The sequence below is a fragment of the Sphingobium olei genome (assembly GCF_042678845.1).
GTDB classification, from domain to species: Bacteria; Pseudomonadota; Alphaproteobacteria; order Sphingomonadales; family Sphingomonadaceae; genus Sphingobium; species Sphingobium olei.
In genome coordinates this window covers 145918-165195 of the sequence record NZ_JBHTLS010000130.1, presented here as the reverse complement: position 1 = coordinate 165195, position 19278 = coordinate 145918, and the positions used below count along the sequence as shown (strand labels likewise).

Annotated in this window: 19 protein-coding genes; 10 read left to right on the top strand and 9 right to left on the bottom strand. The window is 68.0% G+C overall.

Annotated elements, in window-relative coordinates; genetic code table 11:
* Positions 1 to 92: 92 nt before the first annotated feature.
* Entirely contained in the window at positions 93 to 575 is a 483-nt protein-coding gene (locus ACFQ24_RS15045) for a hypothetical protein (protein WP_380912624.1), read from the bottom strand.
* Between the two features lie 188 nt (positions 576 to 763).
* Here ACFQ24_RS15045 and purH point away from each other — a divergent pair, with 188 nt between their 5' ends.
* The 5 genes from purH (at position 764) to ACFQ24_RS15020 (ending at position 6857) form a co-directional block, all read left to right on the top strand.
* The gene (purH, locus tag ACFQ24_RS15040; RefSeq protein WP_380912622.1) at positions 764 to 2365 is read left to right on the top strand and encodes a bifunctional phosphoribosylaminoimidazolecarboxamide formyltransferase/IMP cyclohydrolase; all 1602 of its coding nucleotides are present in this window, start codon (positions 764 to 766) and stop codon (positions 2363 to 2365) included.
* A 243-nt stretch (positions 2366 to 2608) separates the two neighbouring features.
* Positions 2609 to 2941, top strand: coding sequence for a UrcA family protein (locus ACFQ24_RS15035; protein ID WP_380912620.1), 333 nt, complete (start codon positions 2609 to 2611; stop codon positions 2939 to 2941).
* Positions 2942 to 3096: 155 nt separating this feature from the next.
* Positions 3097 to 4635, top strand: coding sequence for an NAD(P)/FAD-dependent oxidoreductase (locus ACFQ24_RS15030; protein ID WP_380912618.1), 1539 nt, complete (start codon positions 3097 to 3099; stop codon positions 4633 to 4635).
* 4 nt (positions 4636 to 4639) lie between these two features.
* Complete coding sequence (locus ACFQ24_RS15025) at positions 4640 to 5065, top strand: GtrA family protein (RefSeq protein ID WP_380912616.1); 426 nt, start codon at positions 4640 to 4642, stop codon at positions 5063 to 5065.
* 13 nt (positions 5066 to 5078) lie between these two features.
* Positions 5079 to 6857, top strand: a complete 1779-nt coding sequence (locus tag ACFQ24_RS15020; RefSeq protein WP_380912614.1) for a hypothetical protein — start codon at positions 5079 to 5081, stop codon at positions 6855 to 6857.
* Here ACFQ24_RS15020 and msrB read toward each other — a convergent pair.
* From msrB to ACFQ24_RS15005, 3 genes are read right to left on the bottom strand one after another with little or no spacing between them, the layout of a single operon-like run.
* Positions 6844 to 7320, bottom strand: a complete 477-nt coding sequence (gene msrB, locus ACFQ24_RS15015) for a peptide-methionine (R)-S-oxide reductase MsrB (RefSeq protein WP_380912612.1) — start codon at positions 7318 to 7320, stop codon at positions 6844 to 6846. The two genes, ACFQ24_RS15020 and msrB, sit on opposite strands and share 14 nt — an antisense overlap.
* A gap of 18 nt (positions 7321 to 7338) precedes the next feature.
* Positions 7339 to 8529: an ABC transporter permease gene (locus ACFQ24_RS15010; protein WP_380912610.1), complete on the bottom strand. Its 1191-nt coding sequence runs from the start codon at positions 8527 to 8529 to the stop codon at positions 7339 to 7341.
* Complete coding sequence (locus ACFQ24_RS15005) at positions 8526 to 9491, bottom strand: ABC transporter ATP-binding protein (RefSeq protein WP_380912638.1); 966 nt, start codon at positions 9489 to 9491, stop codon at positions 8526 to 8528. The genes ACFQ24_RS15010 and ACFQ24_RS15005 overlap by 4 nt, the downstream gene beginning before the upstream one ends.
* Before the next feature lie 22 nt (positions 9492 to 9513).
* On the opposite strand from ACFQ24_RS15005, the gene queG reads away from it, so the two are divergent.
* Positions 9514 to 10560: a tRNA epoxyqueuosine(34) reductase QueG gene (gene queG / locus ACFQ24_RS15000; RefSeq protein ID WP_380912608.1), complete on the top strand. Its 1047-nt coding sequence runs from the start codon at positions 9514 to 9516 to the stop codon at positions 10558 to 10560.
* Between the two features lie 310 nt (positions 10561 to 10870).
* Here queG and ACFQ24_RS14995 read toward each other — a convergent pair whose 3' ends face one another.
* Both ACFQ24_RS14995 and ACFQ24_RS14990 read right to left on the bottom strand, forming a co-directional pair.
* Positions 10871 to 11248 (bottom strand): hypothetical protein, encoded by a 378-nt coding sequence (locus tag ACFQ24_RS14995; protein ID WP_380912606.1) that lies wholly within the window; start codon positions 11246 to 11248, stop codon positions 10871 to 10873.
* Positions 11245 to 11904 carry an EI24 domain-containing protein gene (locus tag ACFQ24_RS14990; RefSeq protein WP_380912636.1) on the bottom strand — a complete coding sequence of 220 codons (660 nt, stop codon included), beginning with the start codon at positions 11902 to 11904 and terminating at the stop codon, positions 11245 to 11247. Before ACFQ24_RS14990 ends, ACFQ24_RS14995 begins: the two co-directional genes overlap by 4 nt.
* A gap of 113 nt (positions 11905 to 12017) precedes the next feature.
* Here ACFQ24_RS14990 and ACFQ24_RS14985 point away from each other — a divergent pair, with 113 nt between their 5' ends.
* Positions 12018 to 13022: an adenosine kinase gene (locus ACFQ24_RS14985; protein WP_380912604.1), complete on the top strand. Its 1005-nt coding sequence runs from the start codon at positions 12018 to 12020 to the stop codon at positions 13020 to 13022.
* A gap of 30 nt (positions 13023 to 13052) precedes the next feature.
* Here ACFQ24_RS14985 and ACFQ24_RS14980 read toward each other — a convergent pair whose 3' ends face one another.
* The 3 genes from ACFQ24_RS14980 to tsaD are packed head-to-tail and all read right to left on the bottom strand — an operon-like array spanning position 13053 to position 16621.
* Positions 13053 to 14573, bottom strand: coding sequence for a lipopolysaccharide biosynthesis protein (locus ACFQ24_RS14980; protein WP_380912602.1), 1521 nt, complete (start codon positions 14571 to 14573; stop codon positions 13053 to 13055).
* Positions 14574 to 14618: 45 nt separating this feature from the next.
* Positions 14619 to 15590, bottom strand: coding sequence for an NAD(P)H-dependent glycerol-3-phosphate dehydrogenase (locus ACFQ24_RS14975; RefSeq protein ID WP_380912600.1), 972 nt, complete (start codon positions 15588 to 15590; stop codon positions 14619 to 14621).
* Complete coding sequence (gene tsaD / locus ACFQ24_RS14970) at positions 15587 to 16621, bottom strand: tRNA (adenosine(37)-N6)-threonylcarbamoyltransferase complex transferase subunit TsaD (RefSeq protein WP_380912598.1); 1035 nt, start codon at positions 16619 to 16621, stop codon at positions 15587 to 15589. Before tsaD ends, ACFQ24_RS14975 begins: the two co-directional genes overlap by 4 nt.
* A 44-nt stretch (positions 16622 to 16665) precedes the next feature.
* On the opposite strand from tsaD, the gene hemC reads away from it, so the two are divergent.
* From hemC to ACFQ24_RS14955, 3 genes are read left to right on the top strand one after another with little or no spacing between them, the layout of a single operon-like run.
* Entirely contained in the window at positions 16666 to 17592 is a 927-nt protein-coding gene (gene hemC, locus ACFQ24_RS14965; protein WP_380912596.1) for a hydroxymethylbilane synthase, read from the top strand.
* Positions 17589 to 18260, top strand: a complete 672-nt coding sequence (locus ACFQ24_RS14960; RefSeq protein ID WP_380912594.1) for a uroporphyrinogen-III synthase — start codon at positions 17589 to 17591, stop codon at positions 18258 to 18260. The genes hemC and ACFQ24_RS14960 overlap by 4 nt, the downstream gene beginning before the upstream one ends.
* 7 nt (positions 18261 to 18267) lie before the next feature.
* The gene (locus ACFQ24_RS14955) at positions 18268 to 19161 is read left to right on the top strand and encodes a hypothetical protein (RefSeq protein ID WP_380912592.1); all 894 of its coding nucleotides are present in this window, start codon (positions 18268 to 18270) and stop codon (positions 19159 to 19161) included.
* Positions 19162 to 19278: the final 117 nt, after the last annotated feature.

Here is a 19278-nt window from a genome sequence, read left to right as displayed (position 1 = left end):
CACACCGCGGAAACCATCTTGGCCAGCGGTCACGTGCGACCGCACCGAAAGGCCGGACATATGGAAGCAAGCGATCCGATCAAATTTTCCGTTCAGCCCTTGCAAGAGGGAGCCGTCCACATATGGATCAGGAAGCCGAGCGAGGTCACGAACAGCATCGTGCCGATGGACGCCACGGTGCCGCTTTTCCCCTCGTCATAGCCCGATCCGGTCAGGCGCGCGGGGCCATGGGGCGTCATGACTTCGACCAGCTGGATTTCGATCTTGCCCTTGCGGCCGAAATGGCCGTTGCGCTGCGTCGCGGCGACTTCGGCGATGGCGGGAGATCCTGCCGGGATAATGGTCTGGTGGCCGAAGACGACCGGCTCCGCCACTTCCAGCCGGATGCGCTCGCCGGGCCGATTGTCCTTGGAAGAAATCTGCGTCATGGTGCGCAGCACAATCGGCGTGCCCGCCGGTAGAACATAGCGCGTGCCAGCCCCTTCGGGCGCCGCGAAATGATAGACATTCTGCGCCTGCGCGGGCGCGCAGACGACGATCGCGGCAACGATGGCCGATGCGCATATGCGGATCATGCGGTGCTCCCTTTTCCCCACCCGCCTGCCTAGGCGAGGAGGATGAAGAAGCGGTGCCGCAACAAGGTTAACGCCGCGCCGCCCGCTTCCGCCGGAGGTCGGCGCAACCGGGACTGTATTTTTGCGCGCTCCGGCACTAAGGGACCGCGCGACACCGCCCTCTCCGTGCCCCAAGAGAAAGCCTTTCCATGACCTCCACCCCCCCCGACGTCACCATCAAGCGCGCCCTTCTGTCCGTGTCCGACAAGGCCGGCCTCATCGAACTGGGTCAGGCGCTGGGAAGCCATGGCGTGGAACTGGTGTCGACGGGGGGCACGGCGAAGGCGCTGCGCGAAGCAGGCCTCGACGTGAAAGACATCTCAGACCTCACCGGCTTTCCCGAGATGATGGACGGCCGCGTCAAGACGCTGCACCCGAAGGTGCATGGCGGCCTGCTGGCGGTGCGCAACAATCCCGATCATGTCGCTTCGATGGACGCGCATGAGATCGGCGCGATCGACCTTGTCGTCGTCAATCTCTACCCCTTCGCCGCGACCGTCGCCAAGGGCGCGGAGCGTGAGGAAATCATCGAGAATATCGACATAGGCGGCCCGTCCATGGTCCGCTCCGCCGCGAAGAATCATGAGAGCGTGGCGATCGTCACCGATCCGGCCGACTATGCCCGCTTGATCGCGGAAATGGCGGAAAAGGGCGGGGCGACGAGCTACGACTTCCGCCGGATGCTGGCGGCCAAGGCCTATGCGGCGACGGCCGCCTATGATTCGATGATTGCAAGCTGGTTCGCCTTCGCCGATCAGGGCGTCGCGTTCCCCGAAACGCTGGCCGTCTCCAGCACGCTCGGCGCGACGCTGCGCTATGGCGAAAACCCGCACCAGTCCGCCGCCCTCTATCTGCCCACCGGTCCCTCGGCCAATGGCATCGCCCAGGCGAAGCAGATCCAGGGCAAGGAACTCAGCTACAATAATTACAACGACGCCGACGCCGCGCTGGAACTGGTCAGCGAATTCCGCGACGGCCCGCCGACCGTGGTGATCGTGAAGCACGCCAATCCTTGCGGCGTCGCCACGGGCGACACGCTGATCGAAGCCTATGAAGCCGCGCTCGCCTGCGACAGCGTGTCGGCCTTCGGCGGTATCATCGCGGTCAACCGCCCGCTCGACGGCCCCACTGCCGAAGCGATCAGCACCATCTTCACCGAGGTCGTCGCCGCGCCCGACGCCGACGAGGACGCGAAGGCGATCTTCGCGAAGAAGAAGAACCTCCGCCTGCTGCTGACCGGCGACCTGCCCGATCCCGCGCGCCCCGGCCTCCAGATGAAGAGCATCGCCGGCGGGATGCTGGTGCAGAGCCGCGACAATGGCCGCATCACCCGCGATCAGCTGAAGGTCGTGACCAGGCGCGAACCCAGCGAACAGGAACTCAAGGACTGCCTCTTCGCCTGGACCGTCGCCAAGCATGTGAAGTCGAACGCCATCGTCTATGCCAGGGACGGCAGCACGGCGGGCGTGGGCGCGGGCCAGATGAACCGCCTCGAATCCGCGCGCATCGCCGCCTGGAAGGCCAGGGACGCAGCGGAAAAGGCGGGCTGGAGCGAACCGCGCACCATCGGCTCCGCCGTCGCGTCGGACGCCTTCTTCCCCTTCGCCGACGGACTGCTGGCAGCGGTGGAGGCCGGCGCGACCGCCGTCATCCAGCCGGGCGGTTCGATTCGCGACGAGGAAGTGATCGCCGCCGCCGATGAGGCGGGCCTTGCCATGGTCTTCACCGGAATGCGCCATTTCCGCCACTGATCGCTGCCGCCGCGCGTCAAACTGACGCTACGACCGGGCCGGCGTTCCTGAGCGACCGGCCCGGTTTGCGTTAAGGCCTTGTACGATCAGGATTTTCGTCTTTCGCATCTGCAAAAATCGCGGAAATCCGCCACTTTTTGCCAAGTGGCCTCTTTTCATCAACACCCTGTCCACTTATTTAGGTCGCGACCCTGCTTCCACGGCAGATGTGGGGCACCAATTCGTTCGACAGGAGATGTTTGGATGACCAAGAAGACCCTCGCGGTGCTCGCCGCCTCCATGGCCCTCGCCCTGCCCGGCCTCGCCAGCGCCGGCAGCAACGACATGGAAGTGATCGTCGACGGCAACACCGGCGCGCAGACCCGCTCGATCGCCGTGTCCGTGGCTGACCTCAACCTTGCCAGCGACAGCGGCCTGCGCCGCGCCGACTATCGCCTCGTACGCGCATCCAAGCAGGTATGCGGCTATGTCAGCGGCTCGATCCTGCCGGTGACGAGCGACTATCGCACCTGCTATGGCAGCGCGATCGAGGGTGCCCGCGCTGAGCTCAATACGCTGGCGCAGCGGATGGGCTGAACGCCCGAGCCATCGCTATTTTGCCAGGGGCCGCTCCAGACCATGGGGCGGCCCTTTGCTTTGGCGGGCTGTCCATGCTTACCGGCCGTTAACCACTCCTTAGAGGATTTCCTTCATTCCCCGATCACGAACGACCGCCGGGGGATCAGCCTGAAATGCCGCATAGTTACGACAGCGTCGACGTCGCCATCATCGGCGCTGGACCCGCGGGGCTCACCGCCGCCTATCTGCTGACGAAGCAGGGCTACAGCGTCACGGTGATAGAGAAAGACCCCGTCTATGTCGGCGGCATCAGCCGGACGGTGGAACTCGACGGCTTCCGCTTCGACATTGGCGGGCACCGCTTCTTCTCCAAGTCGCAACAGGTGGTCGATCTCTGGAACGAGATCCTGCCCGACGATTTCATCCAGCGCCCGCGCATGAGCCGCATCTATTATGAGGGCCGCTATTACAGCTACCCGCTCCGCGCGTTCGAGGCGCTGTGGAACCTGGGCGTATGGCGCTCGACCCTCTGCATGGCGAGCTTTGCCAAGGCGAAGCTGTTCCCCAACCGCAATGTCCGCTCCTTCCAGGATTGGACCGTCAACGCCTTCGGCCACAAGCTTTTCTCCATCTTCTTCAAGACCTACACCGAAAAAGTGTGGGGCATGCCTTGCGACGAGATGTCGGCGGACTGGGCGGCGCAGCGGATCAAGGGCCTGTCCCTCTGGGGCGCGGTCAAGGACGGGCTCAAGCGCAGCCTCGGCCTCAACAAGCGACCCAATGACGGCATGGCGACCAAGACGCTGCTGGAAAGCTTCCGCTATCCACGCCTTGGCCCCGGCATGATGTGGGAAGCCGCGCGCGACCGCGTGGTGGAGGGCGGCAACCATGTGCTGATGGCGCACAGCTTCAAGCGCCTGGAAGAGGATCAGGCGACCGGCCGCTGGCGGCTGATCGCGGACGGCCCCAATGGCGAGGTGGCGATCGACGCCGGCCATGTCGTCTCCTCGGCGCCCATGCGCGAGCTGGCAGCGCGAATCCATCCCCTGCCCGCAACGCTGCCCCAGGCGATGGACCTCAAATATCGCGACTTCCTGACCGTCGCCCTGATGGTGAAGGGGGAGGATATCTTTCCCGACAACTGGATCTACATCCACGATCCCAAGGTGCTGGTCGGCCGCATCCAGAATTTCCGCAGCTGGTCGCCCGAAATGGTGCCGGACCCCAGCCTCGCCTGCGTCGGCCTTGAATATTTCTGTTTCGAAGGGGACGGCCTCTGGGCCTCGTCCGACGAGGATCTGGTCGCCCTTGCGACGAAGGAGATAGCGGCGCTCGGCCTGTGCAACCCGGACGATGTCGTGGGCGGCGCGGTGGTGCGGCAGGAAAAGGCCTATCCGGTCTATGACGACGCCTATGCCGCCAATGTGCAGGCGATGCGCGCCGAACTGGAAGCGCGCTATCCCACGCTCCACATGGTCGGGCGCAACGGCATGCACCGTTACAACAACCAGGATCACGCGATGATGACGGCGATGCTCACCGTGCGCAACATCGTCGCGGGCCGCCGCGTCCATGACGTGTGGCAGGTGAACGAGGACGCCGAATATCATGAGGCGGGCGAAGAAGGCCAGATCGAGCATGGGCAGGATTCCGACACGCAGGCCGCGCTCGGCAGCGTGCGCGCCGTCCCGGCCCGGTTGAAGGCCGCCTGACCCCATGGTCGCGCCGCCGATCGCCGCGGCGCGCAGCCTGACCGGCATGGCGGTGCGGCTGATGCTGGCCCGCTACCTGCTGGTCAGCCTCTGCGCGTTGTGCGCCGACACCCTGCTGTTCCTCGCCCTCTCGGACCGGCTGCTGCCGCCCGGCGGGGCAGCCTGCGCCGGCTACCTGTTCGGCATTCTGGTTCATTGGGCCCTGTCCGTGCGCTTCGTCTTCCAGGATCGCGTCAACGGCCGCGCCAGCCATGCCCAACGCCTCAGCTTCGCGCTCAGCGCCCTGCTCGGCCTTGGCGTGACAGTCGGCACCGTCAGCCTCGCCATCCAGGCCGGCCTGCCCGCCGCCCCGGCCAAGGCGATCGCCGTGATCGCCAGCTTCACCCTCGTCTATCTGGTCCGCAAGCATGTCGTCTTCTCTGCGTCCTGATAGGATGGCGGCAATGGACAGGTTCCCCACCACGGCCCGGCTCGCCCTTCTCGCCTGGCTGATCTGCTGCGCGGCGATGATCGTACATTATGCATGGCCGTTCACCGACTTGCGCTTCTTCGACACGGACGACGCACTGCGGCTGGAACAGGTGCGCGCCTTGCTCGGCGGTCAATCCTGGTTTGACGTGACGCAACATCGTGTAAACCCGCCTCTTGGCGGCCCAATGCACTGGTCGCGGATCGTCGACCTGCCGATCGCCGCGCTCATCCTGCTGGCACGGCCGCTGCTCGGGCCGGACGGCGCGGAACTGTTCGCGACGATCGCGGCGCCGCTGCTGCTGCTGGGCGGCCTCACGACGGCGACCTGGGTGGCGGGCAGGCGGATCGGCGGCAGCGGTCCCGCCGCGGTGCTGGGCGTCCTGCTGCTGCTGACCGCCCCATCCATCCTGGTCCAGTTTCAACCGTTCCGCATCGACCATCATGGCTGGCAGATCATGCTGGGGGCTATAGCCACCTGCGGCTTGTTCGATCCCCGGCCGCGGCGCGGCGGCATCCTCCTCGGCATCGCGCTCGCGGCCTGGCTGTGTATCTCCAGCGAAGCCCTGCCCTATATCGCGCTGTTCCTGTCGGCCATCGGCATCCAGCATCTATTGTTCGCGCGCGACACCGGCCGGCTGGTTGGTGCCACGGCGACGCTGGGCGGCGCAGCGCTGTTGCTGTCACTGGCGACCCGGGGCATCATGCCGCTGCGAAGCGTGCAGTGCGACGCCCTGTCGGTGCCGTATCTCTTTCCCCTGCTGGCGCTGGCGATCTCCCTGCCCATCGCCCACGCCGTCCTCGGCGCATCGGACTGGCGCCGCCGCCTGATCGTCGCCGGATGGGGCGCGGGCAGCGCCCTCCTCACTCTCGCGCTGTTCGGCGGCCCCTGCCTGTCTGGAGACCCGTTCCAGAGCCTTGGCCCGCTCGCCTACCGCGTCTGGTACATGGCGATCATGGAAGGGCGGCCGGTCTGGGAACAGGATCTGTCGCGCATGGGCGTCATCCTCATTCCCTCGCTCTTCGGCCTGGCCGCGACGCTGGTCGCCGCCTTCGCCCACCGCCGCGATTGCCACGCCCTTCTCCGCTGGCTGCTGCTGGCGCTGCTGCTGGCCGGATCGACCGTCGTGGCGTGCCTGGTGATGCGCGCGCTGTCGATGGCGCACTGGCTGGCTATCCCCGGCACGGCCTGGCTGATCCTCGCCCTCTTCGCCCGAATACAGGCATCCTCATCCGCCATCGTCCGCGTGCTGGGATCGGTCAGCCTGGCGCTGCTCACGCCGTTCGGCCTCAGCATCCTATGGGTCGGCGCGGTCACGCTGTTCGAAACGCCTCAGGAAGCCGCCGCCGAACAGAAGGTGCTTGCCTGCCAGCCGGGCATGGCGATGCGCGACCTTGCGGCGCTACCGCCGTCCATGCTGTTCGCGCCGCTCGACATCAGTCCCACGATCCTGGTGCGTACCGGCCATCGCGTCGTCGCCACCGGGCATCACCGCAACGCCGCCGGCATCACCACCATCATTCGCGGCTTCACCGCCCCGCCGGCGCAGGCACGGACCATCGTGGCGAGCGTCAACGGCGGCAAGGGCGCGGAGTATCTGCTGACGTGCGACGATCTTGGCGAGTATCGCGGCTATGTGAAGCTCGCGCCCAACGGCCTCGCGGCGCAGCTGGCACGCGGACAGGTTCCTGCCTGGCTCCAGCCATTGCCCGGCAAGGGCGCGCTGCACATCTACCGCGTCAGGCGGGACTGAACCGCATCGCCACGCCGTTCATGCAATAGCGCAGGCCGGTGGGCTTGGGCCCGTCGTCGAACACATGGCCCAGATGCCCGCCGCAGCGCGCGCAATGCACCTCGGTCCGGGCATAGCCCAGCGCGAAGTCCCGGCTCGTCCCCACCGCCTTGGGCAAGGGTTGCCAAAAGCTCGGCCATCCGGTGCCGCTGTCGAACTTGGTGGCGGAACTGAACAGCTTCTGGTCGCACCCCGCGCAACTGAAGACGCCCTTGCGATGCTCTGCGTTCAGCGGGCTGCTCCCCGGATATTCCGTCGCCTCCTGCCGCAGCACCTTATAGGCCCAGGGACTGAGCTTCTTGCGCCATTCGGCATCGCTCAGGGCGTAGGGATAGGCCGCCTCCGCCTCGCCCGGCAGCATCTGCCAGAGCGCGAGGCCGGCCACGCCGCCACCCAGGGCGGTCAGGAAATGCCTGCGGTTCATGGGCCTCTCCTACACGCTTCAGCCTGTCGCCGGCCTGAACAGGGACTTCCACCAGCGCCCGCCCGACTGCATCACATGACGGCGGAACAGCAGCACGCCGATGCGGATGATGAGCGCCACGAACACCGCCTGCCAGAGCAGCGCCAGCAGGTGCGGCCACAGCGCGGCGTCCTGCCCCGCCCGCGCGATCATCGCGAAGGGCGAACTCCAGGGAAAGATGCACGCCGCCACTTCCGCCGGCGATCCCATATGATCGACGGCATAGGTCGCGAAGAAGAAGATCAGCATCTGCCCCATGGTGATCGGCATGTTGAGCGTCTGCACCTCCCGCACCGTCGCCGCCTGCGCGCCGATGCCTAAGAACAGCGAGCCGAGCAGCGTGTAGGCCATGGCGAAATAGAGCACCGCCAGGATCAGGAAGGCGGGCCAGCCCACCGCCGGCGCGGGCAACGCAGCGGGCTGACCACCCAGCACCACGAACACGACAAAGGCCGTCATGCCCCAGAAGGCGATCCCCACGAAGCTCATCGCCAGCATCGCCATCAGCTTGCCCAGGAAGATCGCGTCGATGGGCACGGCGGCGGCAAGTATCTCGATGATCTTGTTGGTCTTTTCCTCGACCAAATTGGACAGGATCATGCCCGCCAGCAGGATGGTGAGGAAGAACATCACCACCTGCGCGATCCGGCCGATCAGGAGCCGCCCCTGCGACTGCGCCCCCCGGCTGGTCGCCACCTCCTGCCGCTCCACCGGCACGAACCGCAACGTCCGTTCGGCGAGCGCGGCGGTGGCCATCAGGCTGACGTCGCCCTGCAGCCGGTCCAGATCCTCCGCCTTGCCGGTCAGCACCGGCCGGGCAAGCGTGCCGGTCAGCATCGCCACTGCCCGTGCATCCGGCCGGGCAAGCTGCGCGCGCGGGTCCGCGACCGGCGGCATCAGCCGGATGCGCGCCAGCGCCTTGTCGCCCATCCGCTCCGCCAGCTGTTCGCGCGCGCGGCCGATCGCCACATTGTCCTGCGCGGACAGGGCGACGCCCAGCACCGGGCGCAGGTCCGTGCTGGATATCCGTTCGCCCAAGCCGCCGAAGGCGAAGCCGATCAGGATGGGCAATATCGGCCCCAACAGGAACAGGATGAAGGTGCGCGAGAGCACGACCGCGCTGAAATCGCGCCGCGCGATGACGAAGGCGGCGCGCGCCAATTCCCTCATGCCGCCTCCTCCTCGTTCCGGGCCGCATCCATCGCACGCGCCGCGTCCGCGCCGGCAATGGCGACGAAGGCGTCGTGCAGGCCCGGCCGCTCGATCGACAGGCTCTCGATGCCCGCCTGCCCCTCGATCAGCTCGCGCAGCAGCGGCTCGATCCCGCCGTCGGGCAGGGCGAAGTGCCAGGCGCCATCCTGCGCCAGCGTGTCGGCCGGCAGCGCGCGCCGCCACGCCCCGTCGCTGGCGCGGGTGCGCAGCCGCACCTGCGACCGCAGCCGGTCGCGCGCCCGTTCCGGCGTGCCCTCGAACCGGATGCGCCCGCCGGCGACGATGGCGATCCGCTCGCACAATCGCTCCGCATGGGCGATGACATGGGTGGAAAAGAGGATGGTGACGCCCGCCCGCGCCCGTTCGCGGATCAGCGCCTCCAGCTTCTCCTGGTTGATCGCGTCCAGCCCGGAAAAGGGCTCGTCCAGCACGACGAGCCGGGGGTCATGGACCAGCGTGCCGAACAGCTGCACCGTCTGCGCCATGCCCTTGGACAGCTGGCGGATCGGCTTGTCGATCGCGCCGCCCATCCCATGCCCCTCCAGCATCGCCTTCGCCCGCCGCCGCCCTTCCGCCAGCGGCAACCCGCGCAGCGCGCCCATGAAGGCGATCGCCTCATAGGCCTTCATCGACGGATAGAGGCCCCGCTCCTCGGGCAGGTAGCCGACCTGACGCGCCATCCTGAGCGGCTGGTCAGCGCCCAGCAGGGCGCGATGCCCTTCGTCCGGGTCGACGATGCCGAGCAGGGTCCGCAGCAGCGTGGTCTTGCCCGCGCCATTGGGGCCGAGAATGCCGTAGATGGCCCCTGCCGGCACCGTGATGTCGATCCCGTCCACCGCGCGAAAGCTGCCGAAATTCTTGACAAGCCCATGGCCTTCGACGGCATAGGGGCTTTCCGGGGCCGGGACGTCACCGTTCATCCCGCCCTGATAGTCTGGACCCATGGTCATGCAAACCGAAACCTTGGAGCAGCGGCTGAAGGACGAGGCCGCCCGGCTGGGCTTCGCCGCCTGCCGCATCGCGCCCGCCGACGCCGCCCCGCTCGCGGGGGAAAGGCTGCGGCAATGGCTGGACGCCGGCCATCATGGCGACATGCGGTGGATGGAGGACCGCGCCGATCAGCGCGCCTCGCCCAGGGGGCTTTGGCCCGACGTGCGCAGCGTCATCATGCTGGGCATGAGCTACGCGCCCCGCCGCGATCCGCTGGCGCTGGCGGATGTGCCCGACCGGGGCCGCATCTCCGTCTACGCACAGGGGCGGGACTATCACGATACCGTCAAGAAGGCGCTGAAGGCCCTCGCCCGCTGGCTGGTCGATCAGCAGCCCGGCAGTCTCAAGGTCTTCGTGGACACCGCCCCCGTCATGGAAAAGCCGCTGGCGCAGGGGGCGGGGCTTGGCTGGCAGGGCAAGCACAGCAACCTCGTCAGCCGCGATCATGGCAGCTGGCTGTTCCTGGGCGCGATCTACACCGAACTGGCACTGACCCCGGACCCGCCGGAGCAGGACCATTGCGGCAGCTGTACCGCCTGCCAGACGTCCTGCCCGACCGACGCCTTCCCCGCGCCCTATATGGTCGATGCGCGCCGCTGCATCTCCTACCTCACCATCGAGCATAAGGGGCCGATCCCGCACGATCTGCGTCCCGGAATCGGCAACCGCATCTATGGCTGCGACGACTGTCTGGCCGTCTGCCCCTGGAACAAGTTCGCCGATGCGGCCGCCGCCAACCGCGCCTTCGTCGGCCGGGCGGAACTGGCCGCGCCCGCCCTCGCCGACCTGCTGGACCTGGACGATGCCGCCTTCCGCGAGATTTTCTCCGGCTCCCCGATCAAGCGCATCGGCCGCGACCGCATGGTCCGCAACGCCGCCGTCGCAGCGGGCAACAGCAGCGACCCCGCCCTTCTCCCCCGCCTGCGCACGCTGACGGACGATCCCGACCCCGTGGTGGCCGAAGCGGCTCGATGGGCGATCGACCGACTGACGACCTGACGAGGCTGACAAAGCCTCTCCGCACCCGTCACCCCGGACTTGATCCGGGGTTCCGCTTCCCTTCTTCCACCCGGCCTTTCCTATCGCGCCGAAATCTGCCTGCATCGCTGGCCTATGAAGCCGCCATGTCCCCCACCCGCCGGTCGCGAAACCCTGTCGCGATCCTGTCGCCCGGCCGTGGCGTCACCGATACGCGGCCATGGCCTATTTGGCGCGCCGGTGTCGCTTCCCCGCCGCGATTCTTGCGAACCGCACGGAAAAGATCGGCCGCAATGGTGTGAACTTCACCTGTCGCGTTTGCCGCGCCGATTCACTTCGCCTGCCATGTCGCCGCGCACCCCGCCGGATCGACATCCGCGCCTGCGGGCGTGCGCGCATCGACATGGGTGACGACCGGCTCCTTCCCCTTGGCCGCGGCATAGAGATAGGCGTCCAGCACGCAGCGGCCGTTGGCGAATTGCAGCTTGCGCACCGTCGTCTCCCGGATGTCCAGACGCGGCGTGCCGAACTGGCGCGTCAGCGCTTTCGCGTCGGACCCCAGCAGCGGTCCCTGACGGGTGAAGGCGCTGGCGGGCGGACCGGCGGGCGGCGGCGTGTAGCTGGCGGGCGGCACCACCGCCGCTCCGCAGGCGGCGAGCAGCGGCAGTCCCACGCCGGGCGCGAGGCGGCGAAAGCGAAGCAGGGTCATGACGGCGATTTTCGTCCCAGCAGCATATGCACGGCCATAGCCGCGCTGAAGATCGGCGCAAGCAGGTTGACCAGCGGCACCAGGAAGAGAAGCGCCGAAACGAGGCCGATCAGCCACCGGCTGCCGCGCCCGATGGGCGGCAGGGCGGGATGACGCGGTTCGACCAGATCGGCCATGTCCCGGCCCAGCAGATAGGCGTTGAGCGCCAGGAACAGGCCGACCGTGCCCACGCCCGTCACCAGCAGCAGGATATAGGCGGGCAGAGCGAGCAGGTTCCAGCCGATCGCCCGGCCGAGCGAGGCGAGCGCGAGGCGCAGGCTGCGCGCCCATCCCACCTGCCGCGCGGCGGCATGGGGATAATCGGCGCGCTCGACCGCTTCGACGATGTCGTCGGCGAACAGGCTCATCACCGCCATCGCCGTCGCCCGGAACAGCAGCCAGCCGGCCGCCACGACGACCAGCACCGTCGCTGCCCCTTCGGCCAGCGCCCCGCCGCCGATGTCCAGCCAGACGCGCAGCGCATGGAACCCGGCCCAGAGCGCGGTCGCCAGCAGCCCGAACAACAACAGCGTAAGGATCAGCGTCTTGACAAGCAGCCGCCGCGCAGCGCCGTGGAAGATCGACGGAAAGGCCTTAAGGGCGGCGGTCAGCACCATCGCGCGACTATCCGCCCGCCCGCCCGTCCCGTCAATCAGCGCCGTTGCATGGCGAGGCGCGGGCAGGTAGGAACGGCGAAATTTTATTCCAGCCATCTGTACAAGGATTTCGCGTGACCGCTTCCGTTCCCGCCACGCTTGACGTGGTCGCCATCGGCAATGCCATCGTCGACGTGCTCGCCCGCAGCGACGACGCCTTTCTGGCGCAACATGCGCTGACCAAGGGCGGGATGCAGCTGATCGACGCCGCCATGGCGGAAACCCTCTATGCCGACATGCCACAGGCGAAGGAGATCAGCGGCGGTTCGGCGGCGAACACGCTGGCGGGCCTCGCGGCGCTGGGCAAGACATGCGGCTTCATCGGCCAGGTCAATGACGACCAGCTCGGCGCGGTGTTCGCGCATGACGTGCGGGCGCTCGGCATCCGCTTCGACACGCCCGTCCGCCATGGCGACGTGCCCACCGCCCGCTGCCTCATCCTCGTCACCCCCGATGCGCAGCGGACGATGAACACCTTCCTGGGCGCGTCGCAATTCCTGCCGGAAGCGGCGCTCGACCTCGACATGATCCGCTCCGCCGGCATCCTCTATCTCGAAGGCTATCTCTGGGATCCCGAGCAGCCGCGCGCGGCGATGCGGGCGGCGATCGACGCCGCCAAGCAGGCGGGCCGCAAGGTCGCCTTCACCCTGTCCGACAATTTCGTGATCGACCGGCACCGGGCGGACTTCATCGACCTGATCGACCAGGGCCTGATCGACATCCTCTTCTCCAACGAAGGCGAAATCCGTTCGCTGGCGCAGCTTGATGACTTCGAGGCCGCGCTCGCCCGCTTCGCCGGCAAGGTTCCGGTGCTGGTATCGACCTGCGGCGAACGCGGCTCGGTGGCGGTCGTGGACGGCGTCCGCTACGAAGCGCCCGCCGCCCCGGTCGATCGCATCATCGACACCACCGGCGCGGGCGACCTGTTCGCCGCCGGCTTCCTTGCGGCGCATATCGACGATCGCGGCGTCGGCGACTGCCTTGCGCTCGGCGCGGCGGCGGCGGCGGAAGTGATCTCGCACTGGGGCGCAAGGCCGGAGGAAGACCTCGGCGTCATCCGCGACCGGCTGTTCGCTTGAGCAAAACTCCAAGGACGGAAGGCGGCTGTCCTACGCCGCCTTCTGTCGTCTAAAGAGGGTGCGATCCTCCGGGCCGAAGCCCCAGCGCCAGATGACCACGCCATAGGCGCCCAATATCGCCCAGACGCCGACCGCGAGTTCCACCCACTCGAACCGCGGCGGCAGGGCGACGAAGGCGGCGCCGACGATGCAGGCGACCCCGGCCGCGCTCAGCAGCGGCCAGCGCCAGGCGTTGATCGGTGCGCCGAGCAGGCGGGACAGCAACCGCGCCTTGACGAACGCGCCCAGCCCCAGCGCGAGGCAGAGCGCCAGTGCCGGGGCGGCGGCGATCCACAGCACCGGCAATTCCATCCGCCGCGCCACCAGGATCAGAGCAAAGCTGAACCCGGCCTGCAGGGCGATCATGCCGAGCGAGATCATGAGGTTGCGGTGACGCGCGATATAGACCAGCGCCGATTCGCTCACCACAGCCGTGGCCGCCACCACTTCGGCGAGCAGCAGGAAAGCGAGCGCGCCGGTGCCGCCGACGAAATGCGGTCCGACAAGGCCCATCACCGCTTCCCCCGGTATCCCGAGCGCGAGCGCGATGCCCGCCTGCGCGGCGATGATCCAGAACCCTACCTGGCTCACCTGCCGGGCGATGGCGCCCAGATTGTTTTCGGCGAGGTTGCGGGTGATGACAGGCCCCAGGATCGGGTCGAAGCTGGTCTTGAGCTTCTGCGGCAGCGATGCGACCTGCTGCGCGACATAATAGATGCCGATCGCCGCCGGCCCGACGAACAGGCCCAGGATCGCCATGTCGAGCCGGCGCGATCCCCATTCGACGCCATCCGCCGCCGCGAGCGGCAGGTTGCGCCGCGCCAGCCGCCACAGCCGCCGCCCGTCCGGCCGCCAACCGCGCGGCAGCCCGTAATGGCGCGCCAAGGGAATGAGCGAGGCCACCAGCGCCGCGATCATCGAAACGGCGTAGGACAGGATCAGACCGTCCCGCGTCGAATAGAAGGCGAAGGCGAAGGCACCGATGCTGATCGCCCACGGCTCAATGATGGACCGAGCCCGCACGGTCGCGCCAACGTCGAACCGATAGGCGCAGGCCGCGAGCGCGACATCCGAGCCCGCGACCGCGATCACGACCAGCGCGAGCAGGCGATCGAGGCCGTTGACACCGCTGTTCGGAAACATGGCGTGGGGAAAGGCGACGAGGATACCTGCCCCGATGAGCGTCGCGACGAATGTAACGGCCATGGCGTCCGTCACCACATGGGCATGCGGCCGTTCCGTCTGGGCCAGCGCCCCGGCCAGGCCGCGCTTCAGGCCCAGGGTCGCGATCTGCGCCACGAACTCGACCACCAGCACCGCATAGGCGAACCGCCCCAGCGCGTCCGCGCCGTACCAGCGGCCGGCGATGAACAGGAAAGGCAGGCGCGCAGCCAGTCGCAGCAGGAACCCGAACACATTGGTCCTGCCGCCCTTCGCCAATGCGGCGATATCGCCGCCATCGTCAGGCAATGTGCGATCCGTCGCCGTAAGGGGCTCGTGGGCCTGGGTCATGGCTGCGGGTCGGTTCTAGGCAAGTTCGGCGTATTGCGCGACGGATTATTCGGGCCGCAACGGGCGGGCGAGCAGCGCGTCGATCACCTGGCCCAGCGACGCCGCTTCGGTGAGCAGCGCGCATACGGCCTCCGCCACCGGCATTTCCACGCCGGCCGCGCGCGCCGCATCGCGCAGCACGGGCGCGGTGTGCGCCCCTTCCGCCACGGTTCGGCGGTTGGACAGCAGCTCGGCCGCGCTGCCGCCCTCGCCCAGGCCCTTGCCCAGCGAGAAGTTGCGCGAATTGGTGGAAGAGCAGGTGAGGACGAGATCGCCCAGCCCCGAAAGGCCGCCCAGCGTTTCCGCCCGCGCGCCTCGCGCCAGACCGAAACGGGTCATTTCGGCAAAACCGCGACTGATCAGCGCGGCGCGCGCGTTGAGGCCGAGGCCCGCGCCTTCCGCGACGCCGCACGCGATAGCGAGCACATTCTTGACCGCGCCGCCGATCTCCGCGCCGATGACGTCGTCCGACAGATAGGGCCGGAAGGACGGACGCGCGATGCGGGCGGCGAGCCGCTGCCCCAGTGCCTTGTCCTCGCAGGCGAGCGTAATCGCGGTGGGCAGGCCCCTCGCCACCTCATGCGCAAAGGTGGGGCCGGACAGCACGGCGATGGGCGAGGCGGGCTGCGCCTCCTGCGCGACCTCCGACATGAGGAGACCGGTGCCTGCCTCTATCCCCTTGGAACAGAGCAGCAGCGGAACGCCCGCGGGTGCCTGAGCCAACACCTTGCGCAGATGCTGGGCCGGGCTGACGACCAGCAGCAGGTCGCAGGCGGCAAGATCGGCCATGAAACCGGTCGCGCGAATCGCGGGCGAAAGCGGGATACCGGGCAGGTAGAGCGGGTTTTGCTGCGCTTCATTGATGGCGTCGACCACCTCAGGCTCCAAGGCCCAGAGCAGGACATCCTGCCCGTCGCCCGCCAGCAATTGCGCCAGCGCGGTGCCCCACGCTCCCGCGCCGATGACTCCCGCCTTCATGCCTTCACTCCCGCTCCGCGCGCCTTTTCCGCCGCCGGATCGAGCGGCCAGCGCGGCCGGGCGGGGACGGTCAGGTCATCCACCAGCCCGGCCGCAAAGCGCTCCGCGCCTGCCCAGGCGATCATGGCCGCATTGTCTGTGCAAAGCCAGAGCGGCGGGGCAACGAAAGGAAGATCGTGATCCGCCGCGAGCCGTTCCAGCGCCACGCGAATCGGCCCGTTCGCCGCCACCCCGCCTGCCACGACCAGCGCGGTGACGCCCTCTGCCCGCGCCAGGGCGCGGCGAGTCCGGTCAACCAGGCAATCGATTACGGCCTGTTGGAAGGAGGCCGCGATATCCTGGGTGGCATACTGGCCGGACTGGGCAGCGCGCATCACCGCGCTCTTGAGGCCGGCGAAGGAGAAATGCGGTTCGGCCGTCCCGACCAGCGGGCGCGGCAGCGGGACGGCCTTCGGATCGCCGGCTTTCGCCGCCTTCTCCACCTGCGGTCCGCCGGGATAGCCAAGGCCGAGCAGCTTGGCGGTCTTGTCGAACGCCTCACCCGCGGCATCGTCGATCGTCGTCGCGAGGCGGCTATAGTCGCCCGGACCTTTGACCAGCAGCAACTGGCAATGGCCGCCCGACACCAGCAGCAGCAGATAAGGGAACTGAAGGGTCGGATCGGCCAGGCGCGGCGAAAGGGCATGGCCTTCCAGATGGTTGACCGCGACCAGCGGCTTTCCCGCCGCATGGGCGAGCGCCTTTCCGGTGACGAGGCCGACCATCACCCCGCCGATCAGGCCCGGACCTGCCGTCGCCGCGATCACGTCCACATCGGCGAGCGTCATCTCCGCATCCGCCAGCGCCGCCTCGACAAGCGGGGTCAGCGCCTCGACATGAGCCCGCGCAGCGATTTCCGGGACCACGCCGCCATAGGGCCTGTGCGCCTCTTCCTGCGTCGCCAGGCGATGTGCGAGGATGCGGCCATCAGCCGTCACCAGCGCAGCAGCGGTTTCATCGCAGCTCGATTCCAGGCCAAGGATGATGGTCATTGCCGCTTCCATCTAGTGCCGCTGGACATTAGAGCAAGCCGCATATGCTTTTCACAGACAGACCGTTGCGCCTGGGCACCAGAGGATCGCCGCTGGCGCTGGCGCAGGCCCGCATGGCGGCGCAGGCCCTGATCGATGCCCATGGATGGGCCGAGGACGCCATCCAGATCGTTCCCGTGCAGACCAGCGGCGACCGGATCCAGGATCGCGCCCTTGCCGAGATCGGCGGCAAGGCGCTGTGGACCAAGGAACTGGACCGCGCTCTGGCGGCGGGCGAGATCGACTTTGCCGTGCACAGCATGAAGGATGTGGAGACGATCCGGCCCGACGCCTTTCGTATCGCCGCGATGCTGCCGCGGGCCGATGTGCGCGATCGCCTGATCGGTGCGGAGACGTTCGATGATCTGCCCGCCCATCCCCTGATCGGCACCAGTTCGCCCCGCCGCGCGGCGCAGGTGAAGCGGCTGCGTCCCGATGCTACCATCACCCTGTTCCGCGGCAATGTCGCCACGCGACTTGCCAAACTGGCGGCAGGGGAGGTGCATGCGACGCTGCTGGCGGCGGCGGGTCTCGATCGGCTTGACCAGCAGGGGATTGGCGTGGCCATGTCCATCGAGACGATGCTGCCCGCCCCGTCGCAGGGCGCCGTGGGCGTCGAGACGCTGACCGTAAACGATGCGGTGGCGGAGGCGCTGGCGGCGATCAATCACCGTGAGACATTCGATTGCGTGATGCTGGAGCGTGCCGTGCTCAAAGGATTGGGCGGCACCTGCCATTCCCCGATCGCGGCCTTGGCCGTGGTCGAGGGCGAGATGCTGTTTCTTCGCGCCGAGATCATCAGCCCGGACGGCAGCGAAACCGTGCGGGAGGAGGCCCGGCTGCCGCGCGGCGATCTGCGTAGCGGAGAGGCGGCAGGCCAAGCCCTGCTCGATCGCGCCAGCCCCGCGCTGCGCACTTTGTTCGAGGGGTGAGGCAGGTCGTCATCCTGCGGCCGGAGCCGGGGGCGAGCCGGACGGCGGCGAAGGCAAGAGCGCTAGGGCTGGAGCCTGTGCTGCTGCCACTGTTCGCGCCGGAACCACTGCCCTGGAGTCCGCCGGACGCGGGCGATTTCGACGCGCTGCTGCTGACCAGCGCAAACGGCGTCAGGATGGCCGGAGCGGGGCTGGAGAAATATCGCGGCCTGCCGGTCTATGCCGTGGGCGAAGCCACAGCCCAAGCTTTGCGGGAAGCGGGCTTTGACCAAGTCATTGCAGGGATGGGGGATGGCAACGCCATCGCGGCGCGCCTGCGCACGGACGGCCGTCGCCGCGTGCTGCATCTGGCCGGCACCACGGTCGCACCAATGGACATAGGCGGCCTTTCCGTTCGCCGCGTCCCGGTTTATTCCATGGCAAGCCTGACGCCCGACCTGACGCCAATCGACAGGGCCGACGCAGATGCCATCCTGCTGGTCCATTCACCGCGCGCGGGTGAAAGACTGTCCGCGCTTCTGCCGCCTGCCCGGCGGAGCGGACTGCATATCGTCGCGATCAGCCCCGCAGCCTTGGCCGCCTGCGGAGAAGGCTGGGCGAGCACTCATGCGGTCTCAAGGCCGGATGATGACGAGATGCTGGCCCTGGCGCGCCGATTATGCGAATGACGGGTCAATGACAGGCGAAAGGGTCGGCATGAGCGAGGAGGATGGGGCTGCAGGCGTCGGCGCGATGCCCCCGCCCGCACCACGGCGAAATCTCTTGCCGGTGTTGATCCTGCTGCTGCTGGCCTTCGCATTGGGCGTCGCACTGACCGTCTGGGCCTGGCCGCACATCCAGCGCCGATGGGGAGGGGAGCCGATGACTGCGCCGCCGCAGGCCGTCCCTGCGCCGACAGCATATTCGGCGTCCGCCGCGCGTCCCTTGACTCCCGAGGCCGCGCAAATGCTGGACGGACGCGTCGTGCAGCTGGAAGAACGGCTGAGCCGCATCACGGTGGAGGCGCAGGCTGCATCCGGCAACGCCGCGCGCGCCGAGGGCCTGCTGGTGGCCTTTGCCGCGCGGCGAGCGCTCGATAGCGGCGCGCCGCTCGGCTATGTCGAAGGCCAGTTGCGCTTGCGCTTCGGCCAGGCGCAGCCGCGTGCAGTCGCCGCCGTCATCAACGCGGCCCGCGACCCGATCACGTTGGTCGATCTGCGTGCCGGCCTCAACCAGATCGCCGACGAGGTCACGAAGAGTCCGGGGACTGCGGATTGGTGGACGGCGCTGGAACATGAGGCGCGCCAGCTGGTATCCATCCGCAAGGAAAGCACGCCATCGCCCCGGCCTGAGATCGCCATGGACCGCGCCTTGCGTTACATCGATGCCGGCCGCGTGAATGCCGCCCTGACCGAGGTCGAGCACATGCCCGGACGGACAGCCGCGGACCGCTGGATACAGGCGGCGCGGCGTTACATGGAGGCACGGCGCGCGCTGGACCTGATCGAAACGGCAGCGATATTGGAGCCGCGTCAGCTGCGCGGGACTGCAGGGGCCGCCGTCGGCCAGACGTCGCCACTGGCACCCTGAACTGTCCGCTGTCACAAACGACGAACTGTTTAGCGAATATGTTGAAACCGGTGGACGACCGGTTCGTTTGTCACGACAATGTCATCTTTGCCCGTCGCGGGCTCTGGGAACTTCATC